Genomic DNA, 20,970 nt, shown 5'->3' on the forward strand with positions numbered 1-20,970 from the left:
GAGGATCAGAAAGCTTGTTTGAATCGATGTATTTCATCCGCAGATTATGCACGAATGCTAAGAAATCCGGAGTGCAAATATTAACCAAAAAGAAGATCGTTTTTTGATTTATGAAAGAGATCTAATAGCCCAAATAGAGCAAGAATTTATCAAAGCAATTGTTAATAAAGATAAAATTAATTTTAGTAATTTTATCTCTAAAATTAATGTTAATAGTGATGTTAGGGCAATTTTACAAAGTTTAACGGCAAGCTCAATATTTTTATTACTCACATAAGGAAAGTTTTTATGGATGAAATATCTTTATCCCCTTTTCCTGAATGGGAAAGTGAACAACAAATGTTACATGATGGTATATTTTTTAAAAAAACACGTTTTTGTAATATTAATTCTGGGAAAAAAACATGTAAAAAATTTTATGAAGGAATTAAAAATATTAAAGGGTTTCATTCTTGCCCATATAGCTTTACAACTTACGTAGACCCATTAACTAATAAAATTTATAGTGGAATCAGAGTACAAAATAATTATCATCCTAAGAAAATAGATGGATATGTCCCTACAATTCCAGAAAGTTATTTTTTAGAATCAATTACTAAATTAAATCGAATTGACCTTAATCAGTCATTCCTTAATGATAAGGACTCTGATTTAGTCGATTTTTCGATACATGAAATTCGTAAATTTAATCAACAAATAAAACGTATATGTGAGGAACTATTCTTAAACGATTCAGCTAAATTCGATTTACAAGATAAATTTCAAAATATATTTGCATGTAGTTCTCTTATTTCTACTAGGTTAAATATATTTGATATTGAAAAAAATCCAGATCTAATAAGAAACAGACCAAGAAATCAAATTGGCATATATAAAAAGTTCGATAAAGCTATAAAATGCCTAGCTAGCTACGCCCGTGAAAAAAAATTAAAATCAATAAAAAAGGTGCATCTCATTTAACTTTAAACGCAGATCAAGTATTTGATTTTTACCCTACTTACTTCTAGAAAATGCTATTAAATATTCTCCAAGAGATTCTGAAGTGGAAGTTACTTTTACTGAAAAAACGAACTTTTGGACAGAAGTTGTAATTAACTCTGTTGGACCTCTTGTTACACAAGAAGAGCTTGAGAAAATATATATCAAAAAGTATAGAGGACTTAATGCATCAACTTTTAATAGTGAAGGTGGCGGATATGGACTTTTTTTTGTCAAACTGATTTGTGATAGTCATAACATTGAAATCGATATAAAAAGTGATAAAAGCTCTAAATTTATATTTCAGGATATTTGGTTTGCCCCATTCATTGTGACATTAAAATATCAAAGATAAAAAACCTCCCAAATGGGAGGTTTTTTTAACAGTTAAAGATTACTTCGAACCTTTAATCCCTGCTTGTAATAACAACGCACCTAAACCACCAATTTTATTTTCTTGTGGTTTCGCTGCTTGAGGTTTTTTATGACTTTGCGGGCGGTCGCCTTGCGGACGGGCATGCTGTGGACGTTTCGCATGTGGCTTACGCTCACCTCGTTGTTCTTGCTGCACATTGTCACGACGTGGTTGACGTTGTGATTTCGCTGCAGCAGCACCTTCTGCACGCATAGACAAGTTAACACGGTTACGCTCAACATCGACATTCAAGACACGAACTTGAACAATTTGACCTGGTTTCACGACTTTGTGCGGATCTGCAACAAATTCATTTGCAAGTTCAGAAATATGCACTAAACCGTCTTGGCGTACACCCACATCCACGAATGCACCGAAGTTCGTCACATTTGTAACCACACCTTCAAGCTGTAAACCTTCAGTCAACTGAGCCACTTCAGTGATGTCTTCACGGAACTTCGCCGTACGGAACTCTGGACGCGGGTCACGACCTGGTTTCTCAAGTTCAGATAAAACGTCCTGAATCGTTGGCAAACCAAATTGATCATTCACAAATTCTTCGGCGTTTACTTGGCGAATAATTTCAGTATTACCAATAATATCTTTGACTGTGGTTGCTTTCGCTGCCACAATTTTTTCTACTAAACCATAAGATTCAGGGTGAACAGCAGAAGCATCAAGTGGCTCAGAACCATCTTGAATACGCAAGAAGCCTGCTGCTTGTTCAAAGGTCCGCTCGCCTAAACGAGGAACTTTTTTCAAACTTTGGCGGTTGTCAAAACGACCATTTTCTTTACGAAAATCCACAATTTGTTGTGCAATTGATTTATTCAAACCCGCGATATAACCCAAAATTGCAGATGATGCAGTGTTCACATCTACACCAACTGAGTTCACGCAGTCTTCAACTACTGCTTCTAGTGTTTTTGCCAAACCGGTTTGGTTCACGTCATGTTGGTATTGACCTACACCAATCGATTTAGGATCAATTTTCACAAGCTCCGCCAATGGATCTTGTAAACGACGTGCAATCGACACAGCACCGCGAATTGAAACATCCAACTCTGGAAGCTCTTGTGACGCCAATTCAGATGCTGAGTAAACCGACGCGCCTGCTTCAGATACCGACACACGAATCAAGTTTAAGTCTGTATTTGCTGCCATCATTTCAGCCACAACCGCTTCAGTTTCACGGCTTGCAGTACCATTACCAATCGCAATTAATTCAACATTGAATTCGCGGCAAAGGCGCGCAAGTTCAGCCACTGAACCAGCTTTGTCTTCTTTCGGAGCAAATGGGTAAATCGTGCTATGTGCAAGAACATCACCTGATGCATTCACAACAGCCAATTTCACACCCGTACGGATGCCTGGGTCTACACCCAAGGTGCAGCGTGCGCCTGCAGGAGCAGAAAGTAATAAATGACGTAGATTTTCAGCAAAGACATCCATCGCTTCAGCTTCAGCAGCCAAACGTTTTTCAGTCAATAATGAATGTTCAATCGCAGGACGAACTTTACCGAGCCAGAACAATTTTGCAGTTTGTTTTAAAAAATCTGCACGCGCTTGTGGCTGAGCTGTTTCTATATTGTATTCAGTTTCAATACGAACCAATGGTGCTTCATCTTCACCATCGACTTTTAAGCCCAAGACATTTTCTTGACGGCCACGGAGCATCGCCAGTAAACGGTGTGAAGGGACTTTGTTTAAGCTTTCAGAGAAATCAAAGTAATCACGGAATTTTTTACCGACTTCCTTTTTCTCATCACTTGCAACTAAACTTTTCAACACTGCAGTTTTCGCAAATGTCGCTTTTAGCTCAGTGGTTAATGCAATATTTTGTGCCCAGTCATCAATTAAAATGTGTTGAATCGCGTCTAATTGGCTTTCAACATCAGCATAATCTTCATGACTAAAACCCGCTAAAGCTTCGGTTGGATCAACCGCTTCATTAAAGATTTTTTCAGCGATTGGGCCTAAACCCGCTTCTTTGGCTTTAAATGATTTACTGGTACGTTTTGGACGGTACGGTGCGTAAATCTCTTCTAAAGCATTTTTAGTTTCTGCTGCATTCACGCGAGCAAGTAAGTCATCAGATAACTTGTTTTGTTCTTTTAGAGATTCGATTACCTTTTCACGGCGCTCAAATAAATCACGCAGGTAAGTCAGACGTGTATCAAGCTGACGTAATTGAGTATCGTCCAGACCTTGCGTCACTTCTTTACGGTAACGTGCGATAAATGGAACACTGGCACCTTCATCAATGAGCTTGATGGCAGCTTCAATTTGATTTGGACGTACGGCAATTTCTTTTGCCAACTGCTGAACTAAGTCAGTCATCGTATTAGATCCCTGCAAGGATAAGTTCTAAAAGCCATGATTATAAAGACCAAGACCATAAAATCCACAATTGTTTTTATAAATTTATTCGTGGTTTTTAATGCCAATTCATCTCAAATACACATTTTTTTACGAAACTGACTATGAAACAGCAAATTAGCGAGACTTAGACAAGCAAACTGATTCGAACAACATGTATACATTTGGTATCTATGTCTTGATTTTAACTGCAATATTTGTTGCTTTAGAGCATAGTAAATTTATATAAATGAATCGTATACTCAAGTGAAATCGACTTTTTGTTTACGATGACAATAAAGAATAAGGAGCACGTCATGAGTTTAGTTGTACCTGCTGAAAAAACAGATGCCGTACAAGCCGAAACCGACCGAGTCGAACGCATTCTGGTTGTCGATGATGATGTGCGTCTACGCACCCTCTTACAACGCTTCCTAGAAGATAAAGGTTTTGTTGTCAAAACCGCACATGATGCGACTCAGATGGATCGTCTGTTGCAGCGGGAACTCTTTTCCCTGATTGTGCTCGACTTTATGTTGCCTGTTGAAGATGGCTTGAGTATTTGCCGCCGTCTGCGCCAATCTAGCATCGACACCCCGATCATTATGCTGACCGCTCGTGGTAGCGATTCAGACCGTATTGCTGGACTTGAAGCCGGTGCAGATGACTATTTACCAAAACCATTCAACCCGAATGAGCTTTTGGCACGTATTCGTGCCGTATTACGTCGTCAAGTGCGTGAAGTTCCGGGCGCACCAAGCCAACAAATGGAAGTGGTGTCTTTTGGTCCTTGGTCACTCGACCTGTCTACTCGTACATTAACCCGTGAAGGTCAAGTCGTCACATTAACAACGGGTGAATTTGCCGTACTCAAAGCATTAGTTCAACACCCACGTGAACCACTGACACGCGACAAGTTAATGAATCTTGCTCGTGGTCGTGAATGGGGTGCTATGGAACGTTCAATTGACGTTCAGGTTTCTCGCCTGCGTCGTTTGGTTGAAGAAAACCCAGCACGTGCGCGCTATATTCAAACTGTTTGGGGCGTAGGTTATGTCTTTGTTCCAGATGGTGCTGAATAAGCCATAAAATAAGACCTGAGAATCGAGCCACCGTACCTCATGTCCGGAAATGCCATTCGCTGCTGTCTGAGTCACTTAAAATTGAATGAATAAAAGTAATGTGCGCGAGTTCAGCGAATGGCAAAAATTTTGGTTACTTTTTTAAAAAGTAACATAACGAACTCCTCCCAAAGAACGTTCCAGCAGTAAGATTCCATCGCAAAGAATAAAAACTGCCTTTCAAAAAATTTGCTTAAAGGATTCTGCGTGAAACTCGAACCCATCGACCCACAGGAATTTACCGACTACGTTACCTACTCCGAAAAAAAACGGACACCTTGGGAACGCTTCCTCGATAAAATCAAACCCCGCTCTGCAGCCATGCGGACCACCGTATTGGTCTTATTTGTGGTGTTTTTTAGCCTGTTTATGTCCTTATGGTTCTTTTGGCGCACACTCTATTTACCCGAAATTCAACAACATGCTCGTTACCTCGCGGTCGAGCTTGAAATCATTAACAATCCTGATTTACGGATTTTTCATAACAATGCCGAAGTGGATGTCGACGACTGGATGCGCAACCGTGTCGGGATCGAATATGTGACCGATCCGAAAGAATTCCCCAATGTCAAAGACAAAGTCATTGCAGAGTTCTTTACCAATCAAATTGAAAAGAAACTGGCCAAAGAAATGCGCATTGATAATGCGACCGTGTATTTCCAATTTAAACCTGACCCACGCATCTGGATTCAAACTCCAGAAATGAATGGCAACTGGGTTCGCGAGCCTTTAAAAACCTATGCCAACTATAGCGCAGAGCTGATTTTAGGCTGGTTATTGGGTATTCCTCTAATTGCCGGCATCATTATTTTAACCTTGGTTCGTCAGCTCAACCGTCCGCTAAAACGTTTACAAGATGCGGCCAACAACTACAGTAAACACGGCACTGCCCCCTATTTAGAAACCAACCATGGGCCACAAGAAATTCGTGAAGTGAACCAAGCCTTTAACCACATGGTCTACACGCTGGAACAAACTGAACGTGACCGTCGTATTATGTTGGCCGGTATTTCCCACGATTTGCGTACTCCGCTGACCCGTATTCGACTCAGCGCAGAAATGATGCCTGATGATGACTTTCTAAAAGAAGGTCTGATCTATGATGTTGAAGATATGGATGCGATTCTGAATCAGTTCATTTCGTATATGCGAGATGGTTCAGATGAAGTTCCGCAAGATACCGATTTAAATGCGTTATTGCAGGAATTAGTGATTCAATTTAAACCCTTAGATATTCGCTTTGAACCCCAAGACTTACCGATTATTCAAGCACGCAGCCTGTCGTTAAAACGGCTAATAGGCAATTTAATCAATAACTCAAAACGCTATGGTGCCGAGCCAATTGAACTGTCTACCGAATATGAAGGCGACCATATTCAAATTCGCGTTGCCGATAATGGCGAAGGGATTCCAGAAGACCAAATTGAAGACCTGATGCAACCTTTTGTACGTGGTAATGATGCACGTACCATTCAAGGCAGTGGACTCGGTTTAGCCATTGTAAAACGTATTGTGGATATTCACGAAGGTCAACTTTCAATTCACAATCGAGCAGAAGGTGGACTCGAAGCGATCATTTCTTTACCACTGCAAAAACTCGAAAATGATGAAATATTAAACAACAGCCCATTGGAAAAAATTAAGCAAAGTTTAACTGAACGCTTTTAACAAGCGTTCAAAAAAGCAACGAACAGTTTTGTTTAAGCTTTAACCATTGATATTTTTAACTTTATTATTCAGTAGTTTAAAAAACATAATAAAATCTTATACCCACATTTTTTCAAAAAATTAGACCTTAGCCTAACAGGTATGCAAAATGGCTTTTTTGATCGGTACAATCCGTATCAGTTTTGAGAATTTCACGAGAGTATATGATGTCTTTAGATCGCATCCGTTTAGCTGCCCTTCACGACAAAGTTATCAGCGCAGAAAAAGCTGCTGAATTCATTCAGGATGGTATGACGGTAGGTATGAGTGGTTTCACACGCGCAGGTGAAGCGAAAGCTGTACCTTTAGCGTTGGTTCAACAGGCTCATGCTAATCCTCTTAAAATTACCCTAATTACTGGCGCGAGCTTGGGTAACGATTTGGACAAAAAATTGACTGAAGCAGGTGTTCTTGCTCGTCGTTTACCGTTCCAAGTAGACAATACATTACGTAAAGCGATCAACAAAGGCGAAGTAATGTTCATCGATCAGCATTTGTCTGAAACAGTTGAACAAATGCGTAACCTTCAGCTTAAAAAGCCTGATGTAGCAATTATTGAAGCTGTTGCGATCACTGAAGATGGTGGCATCATCCCTACAACTTCTGTAGGTAACTCTGCAAGCTTCGCAATTTTTGCTGAAAAAGTGATTGTTGAAATTAACACCAACTTAAGCCCAGCATTTGAAGGCTTACACGATATTTATATCCCAACATATCGTCCAACACGTCAAGCTATTCCATTGACTCATGTTGATGAACGTATTGGTACACATGCAATCAACATCGATCCTTCAAAAATCGTAGGTATCGTATTTAACAACGAATTGCATGACTCTCCATCTACAGTTACTGCCCCTGATGATGAAACTCAAGGTATTGCAAACCACCTGATCACTTTCTTTGAAAAAGAAGTCGCTGAAGGTCGTTTACCGAAAAACCTAGGTCCATTACAAGCAGGTATTGGTTCAATTGCAAACGCAGTATTGACTGGTCTTAAAGATTCAAACTTTGAAGACTTGATCATGTACTCTGAAGTACTTCAAGACTGTACATTTGAATTGATCGACGCAGGCAAAATGAAATTTGCTTCAGGTTCTTCTATTACGCTTTCTGCGAAATATGGCGAAAAAGTATTTAATAACCTTGAACAATACAAAGACAAACTTGTATTACGTCCACAAGAAATTTCTAACCACCCAGAACTTGTACGTCGTTTAGGTATTATCGGTATCAACACAGCACTTGAGTTTGATATCTACGGTAACGTGAACTCGACTCACGTTTGCGGTACAAAAATGATGAACGGTATTGGTGGTTCAGGTGACTTCGCACGTAATGCGCACTTGGCGATCTTCGTGACTAAATCAATTGCAAAAGGTGGCGACATTTCTTCTGTTGTTCCATTTGCTTCTCACGTTGACCATGCAGAACACGACGTTGACATCTTGGTTACTGAACAAGGTCTTGCTGACTTACGTGGTCTTGCCCCACGTGAACGTGCTCGTGCTGTAATCGACAACTGTGCTCACCCAAGCTACCGTGCAGCATTGAACGATTACTTCGACCGTGCATGTGCAAAAGGTGGTCAAACACCTCACCTTCTACGTGAAGCATTGTCTTGGCACATCAACTTCGAAGAGAACGGCCATATGTTAGCTGCTCAACCTGAAGTGAAAACTGCTTAATTGACAGTGAACTAAAAAAACGCTCTTCGGAGCGTTTTTTTATGGCTTTTATTTTTCAATATGACTTATCAAGTCTGCAAAACTCGACTAATCTAAATTGGTCAAAATACATGCTAAAACAAAAATTATGTTTATTATCCGCCCCTATCTCGAATCTGATTTAGATGATGTGATTGCACTTTGGGAACTGTGTGATCTGACCCGCCCATGGAATAACCCTGAAATTGATATATTTCGAAAATTGGCTCAACGTGATCAATTATTCTTGTTGGCGGTCAAAGATGATCAACTGATTGCAACTGTCATGGGTGGCTATGATGGACACCGAGGCTGGGTCAATTATCTTGCCGTACATCCACATTTTCAACGTAATGGCGTCGCTACCGCCCTCATTCAACAATTAGAAAAACGCTTAATTGCTTTAGGCTGCCCAAAACTTCAATTACTGATTCGCCAAGACAACATTGACGTACAAAATTTTTATGAACAATTGGGCTATGAAGAGGTTGAAGTGATTTGTTTGGGTAAACGTTTAATCACGGATTAATCGTTCGACAAATCTTCATTCAATCCTTGTAACAAAATCAAAAAAAAACCGACATTGCGCCATCGAAACAAAAATGGATTGCATTGCTTGGCTTTAAATTTTAGGATTTGCCCCCATCATTTTCCCAGAACATAGAAAAGAGATTTCCCATGCGTGTAGATATCTGGTCAGACGTGGTTTGCCCATTTTGTTATATTGCGAAAAAACGCCTTGAAGCTGCTGCCGAAGAATCGGGTGTAGAGCTTGAAGTGTTTTGGCATAGCTATCAACTTGACGCAGATGCGCCCGCTCGCCTAGAAATTTCTAATACTGAACGTCTAGCTCAAAAATATGGCCGCAGTATTGAAGAAGTTGAAGAAATGCAGCGCAATATCGCCGAAATGGCAAAAGCTGAAGGTATTGAATTTAACTGGCAAAAAGCCAATTCAGGCAATACTTTCAACGCGCACCGCTTGATTCATCTTGCACAAAGCAAAGGTCTCGGCAGTGAAGCCAAAGAAGCTTTCTTCTATAGCTATATGACGCAAGGCTTGGCCATTGGTGAACGTGAAACCTTAGAAGACGTTGCATCTCGTATTGGTCTAAACCCTGTTGAAGTCGATGACTTATTAGACTCAGATGAATTTGCTGATTTCGTCAAATACGACGAAGAAGTAGCACGCGATCAACTTAAAGTTACGGGTGTACCGTTCTTTGTGTTTGAGCAACGCATTGCTTTAGCAGGCGCTCAACCGAAAGATGTATTTAAAAAAGTGATGGACAAAGCTGCGGAACTCCCTGAGCTTGCTCCTACACCTGTCTGTAATGATGAAAGCTGTGAAACACCTGAAAAATAATTCAGCGCGTTCAATCAAAAATCCCCGAACTTCGGGGATTTTTTATGATCAGTTTTTAACATCAATAAAATGAAACTTATTCCACCAAGAAGCTGATTTTTAAGTTCACTCGATATTCCGCAATTTTATTGTCTTTCACCACAACTTTTTGTTCATTAATCCATGCACCCTGAACGTTCTTTACGGTTTCAGTGACTTTATTAATTCCCGTTTGGATTGCATCTTCAAAACTTTTTGTGCTACTTGCATTTACTTCAACGACTTTAGCAACAGACATTGTATTTATCCTCATTGTTATGATTTTGAATCTTCATCATATGATTAAGTCACTTATTTTGGTTATTTTTTAAACATCAAAACAGCAAAATATTACATGTCTTACACAGGAGTGAATTCCACTTCGAGGGATTACAAACTGACCATCATTTATTACATGCTTTCTGTTTAAGCCAAGGCCACTACCGATTAGGCTAAAAGCTTCATTCTTCAAACGATCATGCTCGGGAGTAATGTCATGACTATTGAACCTCAAGCAACTTCTGCTGAAACCGAACTATCTACCAATACAACCCCTCAAACAACCACCAACGAGTCGCAAACAGGGAAGAATAGCTTTCTCTCACGTTTTTCTCCGACCGTCAAAGGTGCTGCGATCGGAGCTGTTGCAGGCAGTATATTGCCTGTTTTTGGTACTATTAGTGGTGCCATTATTGGTGGTATCGCAGGCAAAGTCTATGAAAAGAAATGTGCCAAACATTCATAGATTTTTCATCTATATCTGAGTGATACGCCGCTGTCACTCAGCTAATAAAAACTCTAGAGCAATAACTCTAATAGACTGTTTTATATAAATATTAAATCCTACCATTTATCTTGTGTTGCCGAATCGATCATTTTTAATTGATTATTTTTTGATATTATTTTCACATAAATTCAAGTGATTAATTTTCTCCCTGACTCAATTTTTGAGTTACTAATGATTGATAGGAATACACAAATGAACGCAATCAAATATGCTATGGCTGTTGCTGTGATGGCGCTTTCTGCAACTGTTTCTGCACAAATCGTTTACGTACCAGATTTTCCAGTAAAAAAAGCTGTAACTGCTGAAACTGCCAATGCAGAGAGCCAAGCTCCAGCTGCTGATACAACTGAAGTTATAACAAACACAGAAAAAAAAGCTTAATTTTTAGCTGATTTTTCCATAAAAAAACCGATGGCTCCCACCATCGGTTTTTTATTTTATGTGCCTTTACTTTGGGCTTTATTCTTTACTTAACATTAAAAATGAACATCTAAAAGCGCTCGATCGCTGATGATGACTTCAAAAAAATTGATCCAACTATGCCGCGATAAAATTTGCAAAGCGTATCTTTAAGCTAATGATTTGGTATTATTTTTAAACAAAATGCGCATTAATTGTCATATTTAACGCTTAATTTGTAGAAGCTGACATTTATTTCCATGTTTTTTTTAATGAAATCTCTATAATCAAATGAACTAATCGACTTCTTTATTTTTAAATTTACATTGTCCTATGCAAGAACTTCAGGCACTGATACAAGGAAAAATTTCACCGCAGGTCATAGATATTGAGCACCTGATTGAATTGGCCAATACATATCGAAACCCGAATTCGGCTGAATATAAATTAGTAGAACTTGCAACCAATATTGTATTGGCTAAATATTTAGAAAAAGCACAAAAAGTCCTTTAGGAAGTGGACAAATGAATTTACAAGACAAAGTACAATTAATAAAAGAAATCCATGTACTGACCCATCAACTTGAACATCGTGCTTTGAGTTTTTATGAAACTGCGCTTTCTAAACGTCGGATTCATGAAATTTTTGCCTTATGCGATGAACCGATTTTTCAAAAGCAAATATTAAGTTATCGTGCATTAACTAAGCCACAAATGGCTGCCACTGAATTTTCCAAACAAACGCCATATTCATTGTTATTTCGTGGCTATTTTAACCATGATGCTGCACTTGAAAATGCTTTATATCAATATCCAGAGATGGGTTGGGCCTTGCTGCATGACCATGAATTAGGTTGGCAAGTGTGGATGATTCCAGCCAAACAGCGCACGGCTTTACTCAGTGAATGGGGCAATTTTAACGAATGCTATGATTGGTTAATTGAACAACAACAGCTATATAAATGTTTAATCAGTGATACCGATCTAAGTCTACATACCTTACGCCTAAAGGATGAAATCATTACAGCGCCAAGCTGTGTTGCCGCAAGTGTGGACGACCTACTGCCAATTGAAGCGATAAATAAAGACGGTTCTGTCGATCTAGATCATTGCGATAAGCAAATCAATGAAGCGGATACGTTGCTTGATAACTCAAATACAAATAAACCAGAGCTTTCTGCACCTGATACCGTTCCTCTTGTTCTAATTGAGCAGCCAACACATGCCCCATCGGAGGAACATCTCAACTCGACAATGGCAGGCGTTGAACTTCCTGAACAGGTTCCAATCGCTCAATATACCGCTCGCGTTCAAACGCTGCAAAACATCGATGCGCAATTGGCCTTGTATGAATTGCAGTTTATAGATCAGCCTGAACTCACAACGCAACTTGATGTTCTATTGCATACGACAGATGGTACAGATTGGAAAAACCAGCCACTGTATTTAGCAGAGCAAATCAATATCGAAGGTCGCTTCATCAAATATCTCTTGTTGTTTGGTGCGCAAACGCAAATGGAAGCCATTCGACTCTCTCAGCTGTTTTGCCAACAACATCAACATGAACTTGCTGCGATTAAAGTCATGACCTGGGACAATCTAGAACAACTCTGTGCTGAACCTGATCAGCTCTATCAACAGTCTCAGCAGGCTGAAATGATTTGGTCGCAAAACGACTATTACCCCTTTATCCCGGCACAATTAATTCATACGCAAAAATTCATTCATTTTGATGAACCTGAACCGACGCTACATACCCCGTTGTTATTATTACAAGAACGTCAAAAAATACGGTTAATCCACGGTCAAAAACGCATGGCACTCTTGCGTACCGAACAAGCCCTTCCCTATTTGATCCTCCATCGACAGCAAGGTTTAAATTGGCAGAGCATCCAAAATGTGATCCAACAATTGCCTCAACCCATTGATGTGATTTCGCTTTATCAAGCACTTAAGCAAATGACCGAAGAATAATTGCATTTATTTTGTAGTTTGGCTTGCATTTATCCGACAAAAATAACAAAACTACAGATGCAGGATACTCAGATGATAATTAAATAGAGCCAAAACATATGCATAAAAAACAACAGTACTTTATTCGGACTTTGCTTTTTTCCGCATCAATGAGCTTGATGTATCAAGTTGCTTGGGCCAATGAAACTGATGCTGTCGTCAATGAAACTGAGGGTGAACATTCGCAGGATGTGCCTGTAACTGACCAAAATTCACCGTATATCACGCCAAAGACCTATGATTTTTTAGATCAAATTCCACGTTGGATTGATGCAACACCGACCTTCTTACCTGAACAATCAGATCACCCCATTGTTCCGACAACAGAACAAACGGAAAGTAATAGCTGGACCGATAAGCAACAAAAAAAAGTTCGTCAATGGGCAGATCGCACTGCAGTCAAAATGGACCATTGGTTTGGGAAAAGTGAGCCAGAAAAGCCTGCCAATGCAACCCTACAGGTCATTTTAGATAACAGCTGGGATAAACATGACGGTTACGAAATTAAGCCACGTATACGAGGAAAAATTAAACTCCCGACCTTGGAGAAAAAGTTAAGCGTCGTGTTTGGTGATGACTCTTTGGATAATGAGCTTGAAAATAATGCCGCGATTACCAATGAAAATCCGGATGGACGAAACGATAAACATTATGACAATAAGCAAGCGCGGGATGACAACAGTTCGCTCGCGTTACGTTGGTCTGAAATTTCAGATCGGCTTCCATTTGAAACCGATGTCGATCTCGGCTTACGATCTGGAGATGACCTATATGTCCGCTTAAAAGCAGCTAAAAAATGGCAACTCGACAACGACTTTAGCTTTTTAGCCGAACAAATTTATCGCTATGGCATCGACAGTGAAAATTATCTGAGAACCAATTTAGAATTAACCCATGCCCGTCCAGGCCAACCCTTTATCTCAAACCAATTCAACCTGACTTATGCAGATGCACAGGATGATGATCTGAAATGGGATAACTTCAGTTACCGCCAACACCAATTTTTTAAAGGTAACCGATTCAACTACGGACTGTATACAGGTGGTTTTTACAATAACGATCAACTGCGTTTAAACAGTTGGGGACCCTATGTATCATGGCGACAGCCCTTTCTGCGCGAATGGTTTTATATCCAAGGTGATCTCAACTACCTCAACAACCATCGTGACGATAAAAGCCACTTTGTGGGCGCTTTAGTGCGCCTTGAAGCCTTGTTCTAATACCCTCTATTTCACAGCGAATAAAAAGCCCATCTCAACAGGATGGGCTTTTTTTAATTACTCAGGTTCAATTTTTCTTAATCACACGCACACGATCATTACGTACAATACTCGGCTGTTTTTCAGCGACTTTTTTCACTTTAGGAAAACTATACTGAATACGATCATTTCGCATCACACGGCGACTATCTACAAAAGGATTGATATCATATTGTGCGATTTGTTTTGAAACCTGCACACGGTCATTACGCACCATTTTTTGCTTAGAGCTGTCTGCCTGAGCAGATTGCATGAGGCCCATAGACAGCAGCGAGCCCATTACAGCGATCACTAAAATTTTCATCTTAAGATTCCCAATACTTAATGATCGTTATTATAGATTAATTATTTATTTTTAATTTATTTTAAAGATTAAAACATGGACGTTTTTATTCATGTGCTCTATCGAAAAACCAAATAAAAAACCTCCCGAAGGAGGTTCATTTCATATCTACCGTTACTTCAGCAATAAGCTGTTAATCCGTTTGATATATTGGGCAGGATCTTCGGGTAAACCACCTTCAGCAATCAACGCCTGATCAAAAATAACATTTGCTAAGTCATCAAACTGCGCCGAACTTTCTAATTTTTGCACCAACGGATGGGATGGATTGATTTCCAAGACCGGTTTTGACTCTGGAACCGCTTGTCCTGCTTGTTTTAGCATGCGAACCAACTGAGGTGATAACTCACCTTCAGCCACCACCAAACATGCAGGAGAATCAACTAAGCGTGTGGTTACACGAACCACTGAAGTTTTATCTTTGAGCGATGCTGACAATTTTTCAACCACTGGTTTAAATTGTTCCGCTGCGGCTTCAAGTGCTTTTTTCTCTTCAGCATCTTGCAAGTCACCTAAATCAACCGCACCTTTAGCGACGTTTTGTAATGGTGTTCCATCAAACTCAAAAACAAATTCCATCGCCCACTCATCCACTCGTTCAGTCATGAGCAGCACTTCGATACCTTTTTTCTTGAACAATTCAAGTTGCGGAGAGTTTTTCGCTGCATTCAAACTATCAGCAGTCACATAGTAAATTGCCTTTTGGCCTTCTTTCATGTTGGCTTTATAGTCCGTCAATGACGTCACGACTTCATCGTTACTGGCAGTGGCAAAACGTAACAATTTTAAAATACGCTCTCGGTTTGCCATATCTTCGCCCAGTCCTTCTTTTAAAACTGAACCAAATTCTGCATAGAAGGTTTTAAATTTTTCTTGATCTGCAGCATCTTCTGATTTTGCCAAAGCATCAAGTACGGTCAAAATACGACGGGCGTTACCTTCACGAATCGTTTTCACGTCGCGACTTTCTTGTAATAATTCACGGCTTACATTAAGTGGTAAGTCTGCGCTATCAACCACACCTTGAACAAAACGTAAATAATTTGGAATCAAATTATCCGCATCATCCATGATAAATACACGTTTCACATAGAGCTTAATTCCTGCTTTAGCTTCACGTGTAAAAATATTGCTTGGTGCGCGAGATGGAATATAAAGTAACTGTGTATATTCCGTACTTCCCTCTACACGGTTGTGTGTCCATGCAAGCGGAGCTTCAAAATCATGGCTCAGGTTTTTATAAAACTCAGTATATTGTTCTTCACTGATCTCATTTTTATTACGCGTCCATAATGCACTTGCTGAGTTAATCGCTTCCCACTCATCCGTCAGTACATATTGACCAGGTTTTGCTTCTTCGCCTTCGGCAGCTTCCTCTTGTTGCCAAACTTCTTTCTGCATCTCAATTGGCAAACTAATATGATCAGAGTATTTATTAATAATCTGCTTAACTTTGTAACGATCTAAATAATCTAAAGCATCCTCGCGTAAATGCAAAATGATGTCGGTTCCACGTGAAGCCTTATCAATTGGCTCTACATCAAACTCACCTGTACCATTACTAACCCAACGTACCCCTTCAGCGGCATTTACCCCAGCACGACGTGATTCCACTGTAATTTTTTCAGCAACAATAAAACCTGAATAGAAGCCCACACCAAATTGACCAATCAATTGTGCATCTGACTTTTGATCACCCGTAAGCTTCGACATAAAATCTTTAGTGCCAGACTTAGCAATCGTACCCAAATGATCAATCGCTTCTTGTTGTGTCATACCAATACCATTATCCGAAATGGTAATTGTCTTCTGCTCTTTATTTAAATGAATACGCACATGTAAATCTGGATCATTTTCATAATATTCAGGATGGTTAATGCCTTCAAAACGTAATTTATCGCAGGCATCAGATGCGTTTGATACTAACTCACGAAGGAAAATTTCAGGATTTGAATATAAAGAATGTGTTACTAAATGCAGTAACTGAGCCACTTCCGCTTGGAAGCTGTGTTTTTGAGATTGTTGTTCGCTCATCAGTCTCTCCGTTCATACTGAGTAAAATTATCAATTGCCTATATGAATGGAGGGACTTCACTATTTTTCAATAGTGTGAATGGAAAATTTTTATTCTGTCGCACTAAATTTTAAGGTTTAAAAAGGTCCTTGTTTATAAACGCGGTCCATGTAGAGATCCAGTTTTTGCTGCCGCATTTTATATACATCACTTAAACAACTGACATTGTCACGGCACTGATCGCGTAGTTGTAGCCATTTTATTTGTTGATCTTGAATTGCACCACGTGTCCCCATGGGAACCAAATGACGAATAATCGTATAGGTTGTTGCCATTTTGACATCGGCATCATTAATACTACGGTTATCACAAACCGCATGTTCGGTAATGGTTTTCGCCTTTTTACAATCAAAACTTGCGGCATAACTTGTCGAAATAAAATAAGCACTGCCCAAGACCAGCATACCCTGAATAATTTTTTTCATCGTCTTTTCTCTTCATCCAACTTGCTGATTTATCTCGACTCTAACACTTCTACCTAAATTTTCTATTGCCTATTTGTTCAATTCGATCAACTGATGAATGGAATATGCTGCATAAAAAACCCTGCCTAATGGCAGGGTTTTAAGATCAGTTACGCTTTAGAATTTGTAGCTATAACCAATTGTATACACCATTGGATCGATATCTAAATCAAAAGTTGTAACACCTTTAATTTCAACTTCTGGACTGATCTGTGCATAACGCGCATCAAAGAAAACACCCCAATTTTTAGCATCAGCTGGCTGGTAATTAAAGCCGATTTGACCTGCAAAACCAAAGTCTTCTTTTACTTTAACTTTACCTAAATCTGATTCTTCATCCCAAGCAACAAATGCTGTACCACCCACACCGATATATGGTGTGAAACGTGTAGAGTTTTTGAAATTATATTTCGCAGTAATCGTTGGCGGTAAGTGTTTAAGCTTAACAGCCTTTTCACCGTTTAACAGCACATCATGATTGATTGGAGTTGCCAAAAGCAATTCTGCTGAAATGTTGTCGTTAAAGAAATATTCCACCGATGGTGTAAATGCATATTCATTGTCTGCTTTTACAGTCGCAGCACCGTCTCGGATATCAGAATCTGCTGTAGGCGCGATTACAGAAGCACCAACTTTCACTTGCCAACCTCCGGCCATCGCTGAAGCAGACACACCCAATAATGCAATAAGAGCAGCTTGTTTTAACATTTTAAAGCAACCTTCTAGAATGAATAATTAATATTAAACATTAGTATTAAAATTATGCAACATTATTATTTTATAAACTCTTACATTATTATATAAATTACTGTTATATATGATTATTTATTTTAATCATAGCATATAAGTTGGTTTTATTTTTTCATAATTTTTATTAATTTATCATTTATTATATACCAACCTTTTTAATCAGAATTAATCATACTTATTATTTTAATCCAAGCAAAACCCTCAGATTTAAACAATAAAAAAGGTGATTATATAATCACCTTTTTAAGCATTTTTATATTTAAAAAATTTAAAGTACCATCGCTGCAATCCAACCAAAAATCATTAACGGAATATTGTAATGAATAAAAGTTGGTACCACACTGTCTTTCATATGATCATGTTGACCATCCATATTTAAGCCAGATGTTGGACCCAATGTCGAGTCCGAGGCCGGAGAACCCGCATCACCTAATGCCGCTGCTGTACCAATCAACGCAATAGTCGCCATTGGACTAAAACCAAATTGAATACAAAGTGGTACATAAATAATGGCCAAAATTGGGATTGTTGAGAATGAAGAACCAATACCTAAGGTAATTAATAGCCCTATCAATAGCATCCAAAATGCAGCTAGACCTTGACTATCACCAATCCATTGCACAGATGCCTCTACCAATGCAGGGACTTGGTTCGTCGCATTGATTACCGATGCAAACCCTTGAGCCGCAATCATAATAAAGCCAACCAATGCCATCATACGCATACCTGTAATGATCACATCATCTGCTTCTTTCCATTTAAAGATGCCTGCAAAACTTAAAATACCAACACCTACTAAACCAGCAAGGATCATTGAATCGGAATATAACTGTGCAACTAAAGTTGCAACGATCGCTACGCCTGCCATGATAATAGTGAAACGAGCAACTTGCGGTTTACCCATTTCATCACTTTCTACAGTGCCGGCAATTGTATGATGTGTTTGCTCAACTTGGAGATTTTCATACTCCCTTGGTTTACGGTAAGTATAAAAAATCGCAATCAATAAACCTATAAACATACCAAATACAGGAATGGCCATCGCACGAGGTATTTGGTCATAGCTAATATTGAAACCATAAGGCTTACCAAAGGTATTAATGTTTTGTCCCAAAATATCATTCAAGAAAATGGCACCAAAACCAAAAGGAACCAACATATAGGTTCCCACCAAACCAAAGGTCAACACGCAAGCAATTAAGCGACGGTCAAGCTTAAGATGGTTAAATACACTGAGTAATGGTGGGATCAAAACAGGAATAAATGCAATATGTACAGGAACTACATTTTGAGAGCAAATAGCGGCAATAGCTACAGTTGCAAAAATCACATATTTCACACGATTTTGCGATTTAATATTACTTGAGCCTTTCAGCTTCGTAATCATTTGATAAGCCAATAAATCTGGCAAACCTGAACGTGCTAAAGCCAATGCAAATGCACCTAATACACCATAAGCTAGTGCAATCTGAGCACCATTACCTAAGCCGCTGTTGAAAGCTTCAATGGTTCCATGAAGACCAAGACCGGCCAATAAACCACCAGTCACTGCACCAATAATCAATGCAAATACAACAGGCACACGAGCCAGTGACAGCCCAAACATGACTGTAATTGCAGCAAGAATAGCGAACATAAGAAAAAAAGAGATAAAGAAAAATACTATTTTATCAGAGTTTGTTCGCTATTTAGCCCCCTATCGATGAAACTGCCACTGTTGAACGATTTACTTAAAGCTGCTGTGATTGCGCAAATTGAGCGATGTAACTTGCAATTTTTTCGGGTTGGCTCAGCACGGCCCAATGATTGGCATTGACTTCAACTACAGATAAATCTTCAACCCAATTAGGTAATTCTTTAATGTAATCTGGACTGACAAAATTATCATGTTTCAACACAATCGCTTGTACAGGACAGACGGCATAACGTTGTCTAGGCTGAGTTAAGCGGGGAATAAAATTAGCACGGTAAAGCGCAATACCGTGTTTACCATCATGCTGAATATTATGATTCAAAGGCAATTCTTGAGTACGTTCTAAATCATTCACAATTTTTCCCCAACGTTCAGCATTCAAAAAATGCCACGCCGTCGGTGCCAAAAATGGTAATTGGAATACCCCGATGTACCATGACTTACTTAATAATTTGAGTAATTTTTTCTGCTGATGCTTAAAGCTATTTCTGAGCAAAAATGCCGCATGATCCAAACATGGCCCAGAAATAGTTGAATAAGACAAAATACGTGAGCGAAATTTTGGCTCAGTTACCGATTCCCAAGATTGGATAGAGCCCCAATCATGCGCGGCCAAATGAAAACTACGCTCGCCTAATACCGCTTGCGTCACACTATCCAAATCAAGTGAAAGTTGTTCTAAACGGTAATCTCGTATTTTACGGGGCACAGAGGACTGCCCTGCACCTCGCACGTCATAGGTGACGATATAAAATTCAGCAATAAGATGTTCAATAACCGGTTCCCATACTTCCTGATTATCAGGATAACCATGAACCAAAACCAATGCTGGCTTTGTTTCATCACCCCATGTCTTCACATAGAGCCGTTGTTGATCTGTGGTATTCACCCATTGCGTATTTAGTGGTTGCATTCTTCTTGTCCTTTTATCGATTCCATCGAATTGACGTTTTATTTGTGAACATGGGCAATGTGATCAATGCCACAGTTTGGAAACTCATTTAGTATGCAAAGTTCAGCATAAAAAAAAATTGACCCAGTATGAGCATAATCCAGAAAATAATGACAATGCCTATTGTCTCTAAATTCTTACTCAATCATTATGCCCCTTATAAAGGTGCTGGCATTTCGATTGATAAAATTGATCTCGCCAATTATCACATTCGCGTCAAAATGCCATTAACTCGTAAAAATCAAAATATCGTCGGTGTACATTTTGGCGGTAGTCTTTATTCAATGGTTGACCCATTTTATATGTTGATTTTGATGCATCACCTTGGCTCACGTTATATCGTGTGGGACAAAGCGGCAAATATCCAATTTTTATCTCCCGGGCGTGGAACGGTATACGCTGACATCCAGCTCGCCCCAAATGAAATCAATCATATTAAAAACTTAGCAGATAACCACGCACCTGTTTTACGGAACTATAGCTTAAATATTTTTGATGAAGCAGGCTTACGTATCGCTGAAATTCAAAAAACGCTATACATTCGTCGCAAACAACCCCGTCCACGCAAATAA

At 39.2% G+C, this 20,970-nt stretch carries 19 protein-coding genes and 3 pseudogenes; 13 read left to right on the forward strand and 9 right to left on the reverse strand.

Translation table 11 applies throughout. The features are described 5' to 3' along the window. Window positions 1–288 precede the first annotated feature (288 nt). Entirely contained in the window at window positions 289–960 is a 672-nt protein-coding gene (locus FTU36_RS13805) for a hypothetical protein (protein ID WP_180118301.1), read from the forward strand. A gap of 52 nt (window positions 961–1,012) precedes the next feature. Next, window positions 1,013–1,333, forward strand: a pseudogene (locus FTU36_RS13810) (ATP-binding protein); the annotation flags it as partial. 39 nt (window positions 1,334–1,372) lie between these two features. On the opposite strand, the gene FTU36_RS13815 reads toward FTU36_RS13810, so the two are convergent. Next, a complete protein-coding gene (locus tag FTU36_RS13815) occupies window positions 1,373–3,733 on the reverse strand; it encodes a Tex family protein (protein WP_180118303.1) in 2,361 nt (786 codons plus the stop codon). 335 nt (window positions 3,734–4,068) lie between these two features. On the opposite strand from FTU36_RS13815, the gene ompR reads away from it, so the two are divergent. The 5 genes from ompR to FTU36_RS13840 all read left to right on the forward strand — a co-directional run bounded on the left by ompR (window position 4,069) and on the right by FTU36_RS13840 (window position 9,647). Further along, a complete protein-coding gene (gene ompR / locus FTU36_RS13820; RefSeq protein WP_078189809.1) occupies window positions 4,069–4,833 on the forward strand; it encodes a two-component system response regulator OmpR in 765 nt (254 codons plus the stop codon). 246 nt (window positions 4,834–5,079) lie between these two features. After that, window positions 5,080–6,540 carry an ATP-binding protein gene (locus FTU36_RS13825; RefSeq protein ID WP_111885830.1) on the forward strand — a complete coding sequence of 487 codons (1,461 nt, stop codon included), beginning with the start codon at window positions 5,080–5,082 and terminating at the stop codon, window positions 6,538–6,540. 206 nt (window positions 6,541–6,746) lie between these two features. Beyond that, window positions 6,747–8,264: an acetyl-CoA hydrolase/transferase family protein gene (locus tag FTU36_RS13830; protein ID WP_180118319.1), complete on the forward strand. Its 1,518-nt coding sequence runs from the start codon at window positions 6,747–6,749 to the stop codon at window positions 8,262–8,264. Window positions 8,265–8,391: 127 nt separating this feature from the next. After that, window positions 8,392–8,811, forward strand: a complete 420-nt coding sequence (locus FTU36_RS13835) for a GNAT family acetyltransferase (RefSeq protein WP_078189811.1) — start codon at window positions 8,392–8,394, stop codon at window positions 8,809–8,811. Between the two features lie 149 nt (window positions 8,812–8,960). Continuing rightward, complete coding sequence (locus FTU36_RS13840; protein WP_111885832.1) at window positions 8,961–9,647, forward strand: DsbA family protein; 687 nt, start codon at window positions 8,961–8,963, stop codon at window positions 9,645–9,647. A 76-nt stretch (window positions 9,648–9,723) separates the two neighbouring features. On the opposite strand, the gene FTU36_RS13845 is transcribed toward FTU36_RS13840, so the two are convergent. Beyond that, a complete protein-coding gene (locus tag FTU36_RS13845; protein ID WP_067761311.1) occupies window positions 9,724–9,924 on the reverse strand; it encodes a dodecin family protein in 201 nt (66 codons plus the stop codon). Between the two features lie 237 nt (window positions 9,925–10,161). Between FTU36_RS13845 and FTU36_RS13850 the strand changes: the two genes are divergently transcribed. The 5 genes from FTU36_RS13850 (at window position 10,162) to FTU36_RS13870 (ending at window position 14,083) form a co-directional block, all read left to right on the forward strand. Next, the gene (locus FTU36_RS13850; RefSeq protein WP_218946142.1) at window positions 10,162–10,410 is read left to right on the forward strand and encodes a glycine zipper domain-containing protein; all 249 of its coding nucleotides are present in this window, start codon (window positions 10,162–10,164) and stop codon (window positions 10,408–10,410) included. Window positions 10,411–10,623: 213 nt separating this feature from the next. Further along, the gene (locus FTU36_RS13855; protein WP_373686366.1) at window positions 10,624–10,833 is read left to right on the forward strand and encodes a hypothetical protein; all 210 of its coding nucleotides are present in this window, start codon (window positions 10,624–10,626) and stop codon (window positions 10,831–10,833) included. 351 nt (window positions 10,834–11,184) lie between these two features. Then, window positions 11,185–11,364 (forward strand): hypothetical protein, encoded by a 180-nt coding sequence (locus tag FTU36_RS13860; RefSeq protein WP_180007056.1) that lies wholly within the window; start codon window positions 11,185–11,187, stop codon window positions 11,362–11,364. Between the two features lie 11 nt (window positions 11,365–11,375). Next, window positions 11,376–12,824, forward strand: a complete 1,449-nt coding sequence (locus FTU36_RS13865; protein ID WP_180118305.1) for a hypothetical protein — start codon at window positions 11,376–11,378, stop codon at window positions 12,822–12,824. Window positions 12,825–12,922: 98 nt separating this feature from the next. Further along, the gene (locus tag FTU36_RS13870; protein ID WP_180118307.1) at window positions 12,923–14,083 is read left to right on the forward strand and encodes a hypothetical protein; all 1,161 of its coding nucleotides are present in this window, start codon (window positions 12,923–12,925) and stop codon (window positions 14,081–14,083) included. 67 nt (window positions 14,084–14,150) lie between these two features. Here FTU36_RS13870 and FTU36_RS13875 read toward each other — a convergent pair whose 3' ends face one another. The 7 genes and pseudogenes from FTU36_RS13875 to FTU36_RS13900 form a co-directional block, all read right to left on the reverse strand. Then, window positions 14,151–14,426, reverse strand: a complete 276-nt coding sequence (locus FTU36_RS13875; RefSeq protein ID WP_180048782.1) for a hypothetical protein — start codon at window positions 14,424–14,426, stop codon at window positions 14,151–14,153. 153 nt (window positions 14,427–14,579) lie between these two features. Next, entirely contained in the window at window positions 14,580–16,499 is a 1,920-nt protein-coding gene (gene htpG, locus FTU36_RS13880; RefSeq protein ID WP_180118309.1) for a molecular chaperone HtpG, read from the reverse strand. A gap of 117 nt (window positions 16,500–16,616) precedes the next feature. Continuing rightward, complete coding sequence (locus tag FTU36_RS13885; protein ID WP_078189819.1) at window positions 16,617–16,964, reverse strand: lysozyme inhibitor LprI family protein; 348 nt, start codon at window positions 16,962–16,964, stop codon at window positions 16,617–16,619. A 156-nt stretch (window positions 16,965–17,120) separates the two neighbouring features. Next, entirely contained in the window at window positions 17,121–17,711 is a 591-nt protein-coding gene (locus FTU36_RS13890; RefSeq protein WP_180118311.1) for an OmpW family protein, read from the reverse strand. Window positions 17,712–18,021: 310 nt separating this feature from the next. Then, a pseudogene (locus tag FTU36_RS13895) lies at window positions 18,022–19,065 on the reverse strand (Na+/H+ antiporter NhaC family protein); the annotation flags it as partial. A gap of 126 nt (window positions 19,066–19,191) precedes the next feature. Continuing rightward, window positions 19,192–19,389: pseudogene (locus FTU36_RS16905) on the reverse strand (sodium:proton antiporter); the annotation flags it as partial. Between the two features lie 94 nt (window positions 19,390–19,483). Next, entirely contained in the window at window positions 19,484–20,359 is an 876-nt protein-coding gene (locus tag FTU36_RS13900) for an alpha/beta fold hydrolase (RefSeq protein WP_180118315.1), read from the reverse strand. A 128-nt stretch (window positions 20,360–20,487) separates the two neighbouring features. On the opposite strand from FTU36_RS13900, the gene FTU36_RS13905 reads away from it, so the two are divergent. Continuing rightward, window positions 20,488–20,970 carry a DUF4442 domain-containing protein gene (locus tag FTU36_RS13905; RefSeq protein WP_180048779.1) on the forward strand — a complete coding sequence of 161 codons (483 nt, stop codon included), beginning with the start codon at window positions 20,488–20,490 and terminating at the stop codon, window positions 20,968–20,970.

It is taken from the genome of Acinetobacter sp. YH12096 (genome assembly GCF_013419215.1).
Taxonomy (GTDB): Bacteria; Pseudomonadota; Gammaproteobacteria; order Pseudomonadales; family Moraxellaceae; genus Acinetobacter; species Acinetobacter amyesii.